Below are 13580 nucleotides of genomic sequence, written 5' to 3' on the forward strand. Positions count from 1 at the left end.
GCCGCATGACATCCACCGCACAGTTCATTGAGGCCCACCGCAATTCCGACGACGCTGCGCTCGCCGCCGCCCTGGTCAAGCACGCAGGCCAGCTCGCGCTGGGCATGCGCGAGGAAGGGCTGACCACCGACTACAAGACGTCCGTTTCCGACGTGGTCACTGAGGCCGACCGCGCCGCGGAGGCGTTCGTGGCGGAAGCGCTCGCCGCGCTGCGTGCCGACGACGGCGTGGTCGGAGAAGAAGGCGCGGCCCGCGACTCCGCAACCGGCCGCACCTGGGTCATCGACCCGGTCGACGGCACCTACAACTTCTCGCAGGGCTCGGACTACTTCTGCTCTGCCATCGCGCTCACGGATGCAGCGGACACGGAACGGGTGCGCCTCGGCGCCGTGCACCGCCCCGCCACAGACACGACGTGGCTGGCCAACCAGGGCGTGCTGACGGTGAACGGGGAGCGTGCGGAGGGGTTGACGGGGGCGTCGATAAGCGAGAAAGCCCTGGCCACGTACCTGCACCCCACGTACATGCGCAAGGACGCCGTGCGCGACGTGTGGCTGCGCGCGGTGCGCGACGCGGCGACGATCCGGATGTGGGGCGCCGGCTCGATTGACCTGGCCACCGTGGCTGCGGGGCAGATCGGCGGGTGGCTGCAGCACTCCGTGGCGGATTGGGATTGGCTGCCAGGCAAGGCGCTGGTGGAGGCGGCGGGCGGCGTGGCCCGCAAGGTGGATGCGGGCGGAGTGACATGGTGTGTGGCGGGAAATGCCCAGATTGTGCAGGACATCACTACTAGACTTGTCGGGCATGAGTAATTTCGCCGACGACCTCGCCCTCGCACTCGAACTGGCCGATGCGGCCGACGCGCTCACGCTCGCGCGCTTCGAGGCCTCTGACCTGCGGGTGGAGTCAAAACCGGACATGACGCCCGTCTCCGACGCGGACCTCGCCGTGGAGGAGGCGCTCCGAGCGGAGCTTGCGGAGTCGCGGCCGGCGGACGCGGTGCTTGGCGAGGAGTTCGGCGGCGAGGTGGCGTTCAAGGGCCGCCAGTGGGTCATCGACCCGATCGACGGGACGAAGAACTTCGTCCGCGGCGTGCCCGTGTGGGCAACCCTCATTTCGCTGCTTGTGGACGGCGAACCGGTCGTCGGCGTCGTTTCCGCCCCCGCCCTGACCCGCCGCTGGTACGCGTCGACCGGCGGCGGCGCCTGGCGCACGTTCAACGGCGGCGAGCTCACGCGACTCAAAGTCTCCGGGGTGCGCTCGCTTGCCGACGCCTCCCTCGCCATGTCCTCCCTCGCCGGTTGGACCGAACGTGGCCTACTGGAGAAGTTCATCGGCCTGACGGAGCAGACCTGGCGCCTGCGCGGCTACGGCGACTTTCTCAACTACTGCTTCGTCGCGGAGGGCGCGGTGGACATCGCCGCCGAACCGGAGGTCTCCCTCTGGGACCTCGCCGCCCTATCGGTGCTGGTCACGGAGGCCGGTGGGCGCTTCTCCGCCCTGTCCGGCGAGGACGGCCCGCACGGCGGCGACGCGCTGGCCAGCAACGGCGCGCTCCACGACGCGGCACTCTCGGCGCTGCGCTAGGTTACGGCAGGCGGAACCCGTTGTTCAGGTCTGCCAGGATCGCGTCCATGCGGGCGGCGCTGGTGGGCGCGTAGATCGGCCCCTGCAGCGGGGTGGTGCACTGCACGTCGAACGGCGCGGGGAACAGGCCACCGTTGATCATGCCGACGAGGCGGTCGTCCGTGTACAGGGGCGCGCCGGAGTCGCCCTGCATCGCGCAGACCTGGTTCACGTTCTGCACGTTCCAGTCCGACCAGGTGATCCCACAGGTCTCACCCGAGGCGACGCCCTTCTTGCACACGTTTTTGCCCGGCTTCACCGGCGCGGAGCCGAGGTGGTTGATGGTCACGCCATCGTAGGAGCGGGTGACTTCGGCGTTGGAGCCGAGCTCGATGAGCGCGTAGTCCAGGCGCTCGTTGACCTTGACGATGTTGCCAGAGTGCCCCACCTGCCAGGAGTCCGCCGAGGAGACCGGGTCACCCACCTTGCCGCAGTGCCCCGCGGTCAGGGCGTACTTGTTGCCGTGCTCACCGTAGCCGGCGACCGCGACGGTGCACATGACCTCGTTGTGGCCCTCGCCCACGTAGATGGGGGTGCCAGGGCCGTATAGGGAGTTGCCGCGCTGCAGGGCCTCGTTGGACTCGCGCGGGATGCGCGGTGCGTCGTGGAAGGAGCCGGGCACGCGGTGCAGGACGTAGTCCGCAAGCGGCTTGCCGGCCAGCACCTTTGAAATCGGGTCGTTGTGCCAGGTGTAGTTCGGGTCGATCGGCGCCGGCTGCGGTGCAGGCGCTTCACCGGCGTTCGCGGGCGCAGCAGGCAGCGCGGCAACGGCAAACGCGGTGATCAGGGCGGCGATACGACGACGAATCATGGGCATTCTTCCTACATAGACCACAACAGCAACTCCCGTATACATTGCCATGTTTTTGCCCCAATTTCCTCATTTACCACATCAAAGGTGGGAAGTGCCCGGGCTAGCATGTCCCCATGACGAAATCTTTTGCACTCACTGGACCGTTTGCACCATTCGAGTCCGATCTGGACGCCACCCGCGGCGAGCGCGAAGGGCTGTACAAGTGGTTCCACCAGCACCCCGAACTCGCCCTGGAAGAGCACCAGACGAGCGCCCGCATCGGCGAGGAGCTGGAAGCCGCCGGCTTCACCGTCGTGCCGGTGGGCGCCACCGGCAAGGTCGGCATCCTCACCAACGGCGAAGGGCCGACCGTGTGCTTCCGCGCCGACTTCGACGCCCTGCCGCTCTCGGAGGAGACCGGCCTGGAGTACTCGGCCGACCCCGCGCTCGGCGCCGCCCACGCCTGTGGGCACGATATGCACACGGCGGCCTTGCTCGCGGCGTCGACAATGCTTGCGCAGCACACTGACGCCTGGTCGGGCACGCTCCTCGCGCTGTTCCAGCCCGGCGAGGAAACCGGCGCCGGCGCGCGGGACATGGTGGAGCACGGCCTGGCGGAGAAGGTGCCGACCCCGGACGTGGTGCTGGGCCAGCACGTCGGCCCGATGATTCCCGGCTACGGGATGGGCGCGCTCGCCGGGCCGGTGTGTTCCACGTGCGTGCAGACCAAAATCACCATCCACGGCACCGGCGCGCACGGCTCGATGCCGGAGAAGGGGGTGGACCCCGTGGTCATCGCGGCGCACGTGATCACCCGCCTGCAGACCATTGTGTCGCGCGAGATCGCCCCGCAGGAAATGGGCGTGGTGACGGTGGGCGCGATCCACGCCGGCGAATCCCCGAACACGATCCCCGCCACCGCCGAGCTGTCCGTGAGCACCCGCGCGTTCACCACCGAGGTCAGCGACCGCCTGAACAGCGCCATCCGGCGCATCGTCCGCGCCGAGTGCGCGGCGGCGGGCGCGACCACGGAACCGACGTTTGAGATTGTCGGCGGGGCGCCGGAGTTCTCCAACGACGAGGCCATCGCCGAGCAGGTGATGGCCGCGTTCCGCGAGCAGTTCGGCGATGTGGTCGGCGACTTCGGCCGGCTGGGCGGTTCCGAGGACTTCCCCACCATTGCCAATGCCTTTGGCGCGCCGTACTTCTACTGGTTTGTGGGCAGCAGCTCGGACATCAACTCCGCCCCGTCCAACCACTCCCCCTTCTTTGCGCCTGACCTGCAGCCCACGCTCGACCAGGCCACCCGCGCCATCCTCGTCTCGGTCTCGCCCTGGCTGATGCGGTAGGTAGCTGGTAAAAGTGAGGCCCATGCAACGACTGCTTGTTCCCGACCTCGCCCGCGGCACAGCGCTGCTCGGCATCGCGCTGGCCAACGGCTCGCTATTTTGGATGATCAATCAGCACTCGCAGCCGGAGTCAGGCCCCGGGTGGAGTGTCGGCGGGGTGCAAGAGGGCTCGCTTATCGACGCCGCGTTGGCCCTCTTCGCCGCCCTCTTCGTCCACTCCCGCGGCCTGCCCATGTTTGCCACGCTGCTTGGCTTCGGCTTCGGGCTTGTCGTCTCCAGCCTGTACCGGAAGCAGTACCCGGTCGGTGAGGCGCGAAAGGTCCTGGCCCGACGTTACGGCGCGCTCGCGCTTTTTGGCCTGGCCCACTTGTGCCTGCTGTTCTTTGGCGACATCATGACCATGTACGGCTTCGTCGGGCTGCTGCTTTCGGTGATGTTCACGCTCTCGACGAAGGTGCTGCGCATCATCTCGTACTCCTGCCTCGGCCTCTACATCCTTTTCACTTCATTCATTGGCGTATCAGCGGCGTTAATCCCTGAGGTGGCTAAGGAGATGGGTGGGAACAATGTGCTCATTGAAGAATTTGGGAGTTTTGGCACCTACTTCACCAACAACCTCGCCAACGCGGCAGAAATGCTGCTGTCCACCCCGTTTATCCTGCTTGAGCTTGTCCCCTTGGCCACCATCGGCTATGTGTGGGCGAAGGAAGGCGTGCTGGTCAACACCAAGCAGCACGCACGCACGCTGTGGACGTGGACGATCCTGGCCGGGGTCATCATGTTGGCCATCGGTCTGCCCTGGGGGCTGGCCGCCATTGGCGTGCTCAATCCCGAGTTGGAGTCGAGCCTGCACCTGCTCAACTCGTCGTGGGGTTCCTTGACCGGCCCGGGGATCCTCGCGGCACTCGCGCTCGTTACTTCCCGGTTAAATAACACAGCGTCTGCCTGGACGTACCCACTGGTCGCGCTTGGCAAGCGCTCGATGTCCGGCTACCTGGCACAGACCATCTTCTTTATCGTGTTGGTGTACCCGTTTAGCCTGGGCATCGGCCAGGATTGGACTATCAGCGGTAAGCTCGGCCTGAGTGCTTGCGTGTGGCTGGCCACCGTCGTGCTCGCCACGGTGCTCGAGGCAGCCGGTAAACAAGGTCCGTTCGAGTGGGCACACCGCCACGTTTCCTACGGCAAGGCAGGAAGGATTGAACCGCACCGTGATCGTGCTGAAATCGCTGGATGAGATGACCCCGCGCGAGGTCCACGCGCTGTACAAGCTCCGCGTCGACGTGTTCGTCGCCGAGCAGAATTGCCCGTACAACGAGATCGACGCGCAGGACGCGGACCCGTCGACCACGCACCTCCTCGTGCTGACTGCAGCCGGCGAGCTCGCCGGCTGCGCCCGGGTGTTCCCCACCGAGACCGGCTCGCGCTTCGGCAGGTTCGTCGTCGCCCCGGCGCACCGCGGCACCGGCCTCGGCCCCGAGATCGTGCGCACCGGGATTGAGTACACCACCCGCTGGCCGGGCGACCTGATCATCGAGGCCCAAGCCGGCCTGGTTGGCTACTATTCCCGCTACGGACTCGTCGCGGAGGGCGACGAGTCCCTCGACACCGGCATCCCCCACCGCAGGATGCGCCTAGCGCGCTAAGCGCTCCCCTGGTTGAACTCGCGCAGGGTCAAGGACGCGTCGCTGCGCAGCGGTGCCTGATAGCTTTCCGCCACGAACCTGCTCCCGTCCCGAAACACGAAGTGCAAGTCGGGGCCGTCCTCCAGGATGCGAATCCACCCCTCCGAGACCATCGCATGGCACGACGAGCACAGCGGCAGCAGATTGTGCAGGTCCGTGGCGCCTCCGTCCGCCCAGTCGTGAACGTGGTGGACCTGAATGAACCTCGTATGGTCGCACCCGGGCATGGCGCAGCGCCCGCCCCACATGGTCATCAGCGCGTTGAGCTGCCCGTCCGTGGCCAGCCTCGACGCCCTCGACGTGTTGAGAATCAGGCCGTCCTTGTCCACCGTGTTCACGCGCACCATGGCGTTCGCCACGGCGTGCGCCACGCTTGCCGACGCCGCCGCGCCCCCAACCGGCAAATAGGCCCCGCCGTCAACCGTGGTCACGATGTTGACGTGCGCACCCGGGGCACGTAGCGGGTTCTTCGGGCGCGAGCGCACGACATTCACCATCCCCATGAACGCAGCGAGCATCACCTTGCCCGTAGGCATCCCGATCCCGGACGAGGTGGGCAGGTCCTCCAGCTCCTCCTCGACCGCGTCCCGGTTGACCGCATCCTGCAGGTCAACGTCGTGGTAGGCCAGTTCCCCGATCTTCAGCGCGGCCGCTACCTGCGCGCCTTCCATCGGGCTGAGGTCGGCCCACAGCCCGAAGCGTCCGTTCTTGCGCTCCGCAATCCGCACGTACGAGGACCGTGTCGGGGCATCTTCGCCTTCGTCCCTGTCCAGCAGCGCAAGCTCCGCCTCCAGCTCGTGGTAGCCGTACTTCCGTGCCATCTCCACGAGCGTCGACTCGTCGTTCTTCTTCAGGTACGGGAGGAGCAGGCGCACCTTGGAATAGTTCACTGCACCTTCCTGGAATGCCTCCGCGAGCAGGTGGTACGTGGTCAGCTCACGAGCGACGCGCACGTACTCGTGCGCTGTGGTCTGCGAGATCCCCAGCCGCCGCACCAGCCACCCCGCGGTCGTCCTCGCCCCGCACCTACGGGCCAGCCGCAGCGAATCAAAGATGCCAATCTGGTGCAGCAATTGCGCTTTACAGGTGGTGATCCTGCCAAACGTGTCCTCGATGCGGGAAGCGAGCTCCGCGATCGCTTTGTCGCCGCCCGGAGAATGTTCGAAATCTTGCGCAGTATCGTCCACACTTTCGTCTGCGGTAGGTGGCTTTGGTGTGGCATCGGTGGTCGTGATCGTCATGGCACAGGCCCCTTTCGGGAGGTGGGATGGTCGAGGTTTTGGTTGTATGCAACACGGTAGCACCCCGCCCGAACACGCCGTTTACCTGCTGTTATGTGCTATAACAACCGGAGATGTGGGCGTCGAGAAGCTGCCCTCAGCTCGGCAGACTCACAGAAACTACGCAATGCGCAGTTTCCTCAGCATATGTTCGAATGCGCTGCGGAACCCAAACTCCAGTTCTCCACTCACGACACGAAAAAGGCTGAGAAAACTACGCATTGCGCAGTTTTCTCAGCCTTCGGCGCCGATCGCGCCTACTTCGGGTCTTCCTGCTCCACCCAGTTGACCTTGGAACCAGCCTTCGGCTCGCCGTCGCCGGAGACCTGCACATCCTCGCCGAGGATGAGGGAGTCCTCGAGGCGCCAGGTCCCCTCCTCCGCGTCGTACTCAAACTCGGGCCGGTCAACGGGGTTGCCTTCGGAGTCGTAGCCCGGCGCGGGCTTGTTCTCGCCCTCCTCCAGCTTCTCCGCGGTGTCGGTCTTCTCCCACTGGCGGGAGCGGTAGCGGCGGGCGGCGGCGGAGTCGTCCGTCATCGCCTTGACCAGCGACCACATCATGATGAAGTACGTAATGAAGAACGGGAAGGCGATGATGATCACCACCTCCTGGAGGGCTTGGATGCCGGAGTCATTGATAAACAGCAGCGCGCCGGTCACCAGGCCGACGGCGATAACCCAGCCAACCCGGTAGAACACCGGGGACTTGTTCTCCTCGCCGGTGGCAAACATGTCCACCACCAGCGCGGCGGAGTCCATGGAGGTGACAAAGTACATCACGATGACAAACAGGGCGACCGCGCCGGTCACCGCGTACAGCGGGTACTCCGCCAGCAGCGAGAACAGGGCGCGCGGGGTGTCGCCGTCCTCCACCACGGGTTTGGTCAGCACGCCCGGGTCCTCAGCCTCCATCTCCATCGCGGCGCGGCCGAAGATGGAGAACCAGATCAGGTCGAACACCGTCGGCAGCAGGATGGTGCCGCCGATGAACTCGCGGACGGTGCGGCCGCGCGAGATGCGCGCGAAGAACATGCCCACGAACGGGGACCAGCAGATCGTCCAGGCCCAGTAGAACGCCGTCCAGGTAGCGTGCCAGCCCGGGTTGTCGTTGTAGGAGTCCACCCAGAACATCAGCTCGGGCAGCGAGTTGCCGTAGATGCCAAAAGACTCCGTGATCTGCCCCATCAGCGCCAGCGTCGGGCCGGAGACGAGCACGAAGAGCATGAGGAAGATCGTCGCGCCGATGTTCACGTTGGACAGGATCTTCACGCCCTTGTCCAGGCCGGTGGCCACGGACAGGCACGCCGCGATGGTGATGAACAGGATGATGCCCAGCTGCACCGGCGTAATGAGCGGCACGCCCCACAGAATGTTCAGGCCCGCGGAGATCTGCAGGACGCCAAGGCCCACAGAGACGCCGAGGCCGAAGATGGTACCGATGATCCCCAGGGCGTCGAGAAGCTTGCCCGGCGTCTCGTACACCCGACCGCCGAGCAGCGGAGCGAACATCGACGACATGCGCGCCGGCATCTTGCGCTTGTACACGAAGTACCCGATGGCCAGGCCGGGCAGGGTGAAGATCACCCACATGTGGATGCCAAAGTGGTAGTACGTGAACTCGAAGGCCTGCACGATCGCCTCGCGGCTCATCGGTTCCATATCGCCGCGCGGCGGGTTGTACGCGTGGTTCAGCGGCTCCGCGGCGCCCCAGAACATGAGCGTCGCGCCCATGCCGGCGGCGAAGAGCATGGCGAACCAGACTGGGTAGCTGTATTCGGGCTCGTCTTCGTCGTCGCCAAGCCGCATGTTGCCAAAGCGGGAGACGAAAATGACGATCAGGAAGATGAACACTGCGGAGATGCCGCCGATGTACATCCAGGAGAAGTTGTCCATCAGGAACCCGGAGATCGAGCTGTAGAGCTGGCGGGCACGATCACCGAACGCCAGCGTTGCCGCCACGAAGACGACGATGAAGCCGAGCGATGCCCCGAAGATCACCGGATCAGTTTGAAGGCCGCGCTTGCGTGCCATGGTGTTTTCCAATCGTTGGGAACTCAAATCGGTGACCATTGTAGGGCACTTGCTTATCGACGCCCTGCTACACTCTCTCTCCGTCGAAGGGGAGTAGCCCGCAATCGGTTGTTCGACATACTGGCGCATGCGCCCGGGCAGCCGGCTCCGGATTGGAGTGAGCGAGACCTTCGGACCGTTGCACGTACGGCGCCGAAGCGCCCCAATTGTGGGAGGACACTCGCATGCCTGAATTGCCCCCTTCACTCCAAGAAGAGCAAAAGATCCTGGAACGCTTCATGTGGCTTTCCATCGCGGTATCCCTGCTCACCATCGCGCTCAAGATGGTCGCTGCCTGGGTCACCGGCTCCGTCGGCTTCATGTCGGACGCGATCGAGACCGTGATCAACTTCGTGGCCGCCGTCGTCAGCCTCTGGGCGCTCAAGCTGTCCGCGAAGCCGGCGGACGCGAACCACAACTTCGGACACTCCAAGGCTGAATATTTTTCCGCCCAGGTGGAGGGCTCGCTCATCCTCGTCGCGGCCGTGGCCATCATCTACACCGGCGTGGAACGGCTGATCACTCCGCAGCCAGTGGAGCAGCTCGGCGTGGGATTACTGTTCTCCGTCGTCGCCGCCGTGCTCAACGCCGCCGCCGGGTACGCGCTCGTCCGCGGCGGGAAGCGCTACCGCTCGGCAACCCTGGAGGCGGACGGGAAACACCTGCTCACGGACGTGTGGACCACCGTCGGCGTGATTGTCGGCATGGCGCTCGTGGCGCTGACCGGCTGGCAGGTCCTCGACCCGATCGTCGCGCTGCTGGTTGGCGCAAACATCCTCTTCACCGGCTACAAACTCCTTCGCAGCGCCATCCTGAGCCTGCTCTCGGAGGCCCTGCCGGAAGAGGAGCTGGCCAAGGTCAATAGTTTCCTAGACACGTTTGCCGAGCAAAACGGGGTGGCGTTTACCTCCGTACGTACGGCTGCGTTTGGTCGCGAGCGCTTGATCAGCTTGGTCATGCAGGTGCCTGGTGAGTGGACGGTGTCGTACGCGCACGCCCACGCCGACGAGATCGAAGCCGGCATTGCAAATTCGCTCGGCGCCGCAGAGACGATCGTGCACGTCGAGCCGTTTGGCTACACCACTCGAACGGGTCCCATTTTTGGAGATTCGCTGACAAACAGCAGGTAAGACGGGTATTCTGAGGTGTGAACACAGTGGAAGGAAGGTCAATCATGTGGGTCACACAAACCATGGATTCCTACCCGCACGGCACGCACTGCCGTGGATACGTTGTTGGCTTCTACAACCCCGGTGGCGGGTGGTGCGATGCACCGCTTCCACCCGAAAACGTAGGCCTCGCACCCCGCAACGCGGACGAGGACCCGAGCGATCCGGATTTCCGCTACCTCTACTCGAAGGATGACGCGGTTCGGTACGTGAATTACCTCAATGGCGGAGCAGTCCTGTAAGCCGCTACACTCGTTTACGCAATCCCACACGGGCGCCCCAAGGTAGGGGCTGAGATCGCGCTACATGCCGCGCGGGCACCGTCCGAACCTGTCCGGTTAGCACCGGCGAAGGAAGTTGAAGGAGTGTCATGACTGACGCCTACGCTCAAGAAATCCACCGCAAGCACAGCTACGCACCGCTGCGTAAGAACGGACTCGAGGTCCCCGAGACCGCGGTCGCGCTGGATGACTCCCCCACCGGCCCGAACGAGCCCGTAAAGCTCTACCGCACCCGCGGCCCCTGGGCCGAGCCGGAAGAGGGCCTGCCCGCGCTGCGCAGCGAGTGGATCGCCGCCCGCGGCGACGTTGCGGAGTACGAGGGACGCCAGCGCAATTTGCTTGACGACGGCACCCGTGCCGCCAAGCGCGGCGCCGCCTCCGAGGAGTGGCGCGGAGCCCGCCGCGCGCCGCTGCGCGCCACGGAAGGCAAGCGCGTGACGCAGATGGCGTACGCCCGCCGCGGGGAAATCACCCCGGAGATGGAGTTCGTGGCGCTGCGCGAGCACTGCGACGTGGAAAAGGTCCGCGAGCAGGTCGCCGCGGGCAAGGCGATTATCCCGAACAACATCAACCACCCGGAGAGCGAGCCGATGATCATCGGCAACGCGTTTTTGACCAAGATCAACGCCAACATTGGCAACTCCGCGGTCACCTCGTCCATCCGCGAGGAGGTGGACAAGCTGCGCTGGGCCACCCGCTGGGGTGCCGACACCGTGATGGACCTGTCCACGGGCAATGACATCCACACCACCCGCGAGTGGATCCTGCGCAACTCCCCCGTCCCGATCGGCACGGTTCCGATCTACCAGGCACTGGAGAAGGTCAATGGCGTGGCTGAGGACCTGACCTGGGAGATCTTCCGCGACACGGTCATCGAGCAGTGCGAGCAGGGCGTGGACTACATGACCATCCACGCCGGCGTGCGTCTCCCCTTCGTGCCGCTGACCTCGAAGCGCGTGACCGGCATCGTTTCCCGCGGCGGGTCGATCATGGCCGGCTGGTGCCTGGCGCACCACAAGGAGAGCTTCCTGTACGAGAACTTCGACGAGCTCTGCGAGATCTTCGCTCAGTACGACGTCGCCTTCTCGCTTGGCGACGGCCTGCGCCCCGGTTCCATCGCCGACGCCAACGACGCCGCCCAGTTCGCCGAGCTCAAGACCATCGGCGAGCTATGCAAGCGCGCCTGGGACTTTGATGTCCAGGTCATGATTGAGGGCCCGGGCCACGTGCCCCTGAACAAGATCCAGCTCAACAACGAGAAGGAAGAAGAGTGGTGCGGCGGTGCCCCCTTCTACACGCTTGGCCCCCTGGTCACCGACATCGCGCCCGGTTACGACCACATCACCTCCGCCATCGGCGCGGCAAACATCGCCGCCGGCGGCACCGCGATGCTCTGCTACGTCACCCCGAAGGAGCACCTCGGCCTGCCCAACAAGGACGACGTGAAGACCGGCGTGATCACCTACAAGGTCGCCGCGCACGCCGCTGACGTGGCAAAGGGCCACCCGGGCGCGAGCGACTGGGACGACGCGATGAGCAAGGCCCGCTTCGAGTTTCGCTGGGAGGACCAGTTCGCACTCTCCCTGGACCCGGACACCGCGCAGGCCTACCACGACGAGACCCTGCCTGCCGAGCCCGCGAAGACCGCGCACTTCTGCTCCATGTGCGGCCCGAAGTTCTGCTCCATGCGCATCTCCCAGGACATCCGCGACGAATTCGGCGACAAGATCGACGCCGTCCTGGACGCTGACACGCAGCAGACCATCCAGAACCTCGGCATCCCGACGCTCGCGGTCGGCGAGGAGCAGATGGCGGAGAAGTTCCGCGAGGAAGGCTCCCAGGTCTACCTGCGCGCCGACTAACGCTCCTGCGCGCGCACTCGCCCGCGGCGCACCACCCACGCCGCGACCAGCGAGAACACCAGCGCCACAAGCACGCCCAGGTTCGCATCGGCCCACTGCTCCCCCACCAGGGGGAGCAGGTATCCCTGCCAGTTATTCCACGCCGCCTCCTCCGAGAACGCGTTGGCCACCAGCCCCCACCCCAGGATCGAAGCAATCGTCAGAATGCTTATCGACGCCACATCCACCCCGCCGTAGCGCCCCGCTGGATCGTAGAGCGCGGCCTCGTCGTAGTCCTGCTTCCGGCTATAAATGTCCGAGATGAGGATGCCCGCCCAGCTCGCCAGCGGCACGCCCAGGGTAATGAGGAACGACTGGAACGGGCCGAGGAAGTCCTGGGCGAAGAAGACGACCCAGATCGTGCCGACGGTCAGGATCACGCCGTCGACCGCCGCGGCCGCCGGGCGCGGAATGTTGATGCCAAGCGTGAGCAGCGTCAGGCCCGACGAGTAGATGCCGAGCACCGCGCCGGACACGAGGGCCAGCACCGCCGTGATCAGGAACGGGACCAGCACCCAGGTGGGCAAGATGACGGCGAGTGCGCCGATGGGGTCCTGCGCGATGGCGTCGGCAAGCGATGCATCCGAGCCAGCAAGCAGGAGGCCGAAGACAATGAGCACCACCGTGGCGACGGAGCCGCCGAACGTGTTCCAGAAGATGATCGCGCCGTCGGAGGTGTCGCGGCGCTGGTAGCGCGACCAGTCGGCGGCGATGTTGATCCAGCCCAGGCCGAAGCCGGTCATTGCCATCACGAGCGCACCGACCACGGCGCTTGCCGGCCCGGCCGGAATAGCGCGGATGGCGTCCAGGTCGATGTGCGGGATGGCGAGCACCGCGTAGATGATGGTGACCGCGCCGGTGAGCCACGTGAGCACGGACTGCATCCGAATGATGGTGTGGTAGCCGAGGACAGAAGCCGCCACGATAAGGGCCGCGACGATGACGGTGGCGATGACGGTGACAGCCGTGCCCGGGTCCGCACCGAGCTGCCGCAGCACGGTGTTCGTAGCAAGCACCGCCATGATGGAAAGGAACGTCTCCCACCCGATGGAGGTGAGCCAGGAAATGATGCCGGGCACCTTCTGCCCGTGCACGCCGAACGCGGCACGCGAGAGAACCATCGTTGGCGCGGAGCCTCGCTTGCCCGCAACTGCGATAAGACCGCAGAGAAAAAATGAGAATGTCACCCCGACTGCGGTGACGAGAGCCGCCTGCCAGAACGAGATGCCGAACCACAGGATGAACGAGCCGTACGAGATACCGAAGACGGAGATGTTGGCCGCGAACCACGGCCAAAACAGGTCAGACGGCTTTGCCGTGCGCTCGGATTCCGGGACGATGTCGATCCCGCGGGATTCTATAAGTGGTGTGCCTTCCATAGCAGCAGGTTAGCCCCACGACTCCCAACCGTGGGCCGTTTCAACGAC

Annotated in this window: 12 protein-coding genes and 1 riboswitch; of the genes, 8 read left to right on the plus strand and 4 right to left on the minus strand. The window is 65.4% G+C overall.

The genetic code is table 11. From position 1 onward, the window contains the following. Positions 1 to 5: 5 nt before the first annotated feature. Together CKJ82_RS03715 and hisN are read left to right on the plus strand one after the other, a co-directional pair. Positions 6 to 812: an inositol monophosphatase family protein gene (locus CKJ82_RS03715; protein WP_239216787.1), complete on the plus strand. Its 807-nt coding sequence runs from the start codon at positions 6 to 8 to the stop codon at positions 810 to 812. Beyond that, positions 805 to 1587: a histidinol-phosphatase gene (gene hisN, locus CKJ82_RS03720; RefSeq protein WP_095537083.1), complete on the plus strand. Its 783-nt coding sequence runs from the start codon at positions 805 to 807 to the stop codon at positions 1585 to 1587. Before CKJ82_RS03715 ends, hisN begins: the two co-directional genes overlap by 8 nt. 1 nt (position 1588) lies before the next feature. On the opposite strand, the gene CKJ82_RS03725 is transcribed toward hisN, so the two are convergent. Beyond that, positions 1589 to 2437, minus strand: coding sequence for a S1 family peptidase (locus tag CKJ82_RS03725; RefSeq protein WP_095537084.1), 849 nt, complete (start codon positions 2435 to 2437; stop codon positions 1589 to 1591). Positions 2438 to 2553: 116 nt separating this feature from the next. Here CKJ82_RS03725 and CKJ82_RS03730 point away from each other — a divergent pair, with 116 nt between their 5' ends. The 3 genes from CKJ82_RS03730 to CKJ82_RS03740 are packed head-to-tail and all read left to right on the plus strand — an operon-like array spanning position 2554 to position 5414. Further along, positions 2554 to 3768, plus strand: a complete 1215-nt coding sequence (locus CKJ82_RS03730) for an amidohydrolase (protein WP_095537085.1) — start codon at positions 2554 to 2556, stop codon at positions 3766 to 3768. A gap of 22 nt (positions 3769 to 3790) precedes the next feature. Further along, positions 3791 to 5005 (plus strand): DUF418 domain-containing protein, encoded by a 1215-nt coding sequence (locus CKJ82_RS03735; protein ID WP_095537086.1) that lies wholly within the window; start codon positions 3791 to 3793, stop codon positions 5003 to 5005. Next, positions 4980 to 5414 (plus strand): GNAT family N-acetyltransferase, encoded by a 435-nt coding sequence (locus tag CKJ82_RS03740; RefSeq protein ID WP_095537087.1) that lies wholly within the window; start codon positions 4980 to 4982, stop codon positions 5412 to 5414. The genes CKJ82_RS03735 and CKJ82_RS03740 overlap by 26 nt, the downstream gene beginning before the upstream one ends. Here CKJ82_RS03740 and CKJ82_RS03745 read toward each other — a convergent pair. Both CKJ82_RS03745 and CKJ82_RS03750 read right to left on the minus strand, forming a co-directional pair. Then, positions 5411 to 6694 (minus strand): HNH endonuclease signature motif containing protein, encoded by a 1284-nt coding sequence (locus CKJ82_RS03745; RefSeq protein ID WP_095537088.1) that lies wholly within the window; start codon positions 6692 to 6694, stop codon positions 5411 to 5413. The genes CKJ82_RS03740 and CKJ82_RS03745 overlap by 4 nt on opposite strands. Positions 6695 to 6990: 296 nt before the next feature. After that, the gene (locus tag CKJ82_RS03750) at positions 6991 to 8763 is read right to left on the minus strand and encodes a BCCT family transporter (protein ID WP_165765370.1); all 1773 of its coding nucleotides are present in this window, start codon (positions 8761 to 8763) and stop codon (positions 6991 to 6993) included. A gap of 224 nt (positions 8764 to 8987) precedes the next feature. Here CKJ82_RS03750 and CKJ82_RS03755 point away from each other — a divergent pair, with 224 nt between their 5' ends. From CKJ82_RS03755 to thiC, 3 genes are all read left to right on the plus strand, one after another. Continuing rightward, positions 8988 to 9932: a cation diffusion facilitator family transporter gene (locus CKJ82_RS03755; RefSeq protein ID WP_095537090.1), complete on the plus strand. Its 945-nt coding sequence runs from the start codon at positions 8988 to 8990 to the stop codon at positions 9930 to 9932. Positions 9933 to 9976: 44 nt separating this feature from the next. Further along, positions 9977 to 10213, plus strand: coding sequence for a hypothetical protein (locus CKJ82_RS03760; protein ID WP_095278931.1), 237 nt, complete (start codon positions 9977 to 9979; stop codon positions 10211 to 10213). An 18-nt stretch (positions 10214 to 10231) separates the two neighbouring features. After that, positions 10232 to 10344, plus strand: a riboswitch (TPP riboswitch). Continuing rightward, on the plus strand, positions 10342 to 12114 hold the full coding sequence (gene thiC / locus CKJ82_RS03765; protein ID WP_095537091.1) for a phosphomethylpyrimidine synthase ThiC: 1773 nt from the start codon (positions 10342 to 10344) through the stop codon (positions 12112 to 12114). Its footprint overlaps the riboswitch before it by 3 nt. On the opposite strand, the gene CKJ82_RS03770 is transcribed toward thiC, so the two are convergent. Further along, a complete protein-coding gene (locus CKJ82_RS03770) occupies positions 12111 to 13532 on the minus strand; it encodes a purine-cytosine permease family protein (RefSeq protein ID WP_095537092.1) in 1422 nt (473 codons plus the stop codon). The two genes, thiC and CKJ82_RS03770, sit on opposite strands and share 4 nt — an antisense overlap. Positions 13533 to 13580: the final 48 nt, after the last annotated feature.

The sequence above is a fragment of the Corynebacterium gottingense genome, assembly GCF_002285125.1.
In the GTDB taxonomy this organism is placed as follows: domain Bacteria; phylum Actinomycetota; class Actinomycetes; order Mycobacteriales; family Mycobacteriaceae; genus Corynebacterium; species Corynebacterium gottingense.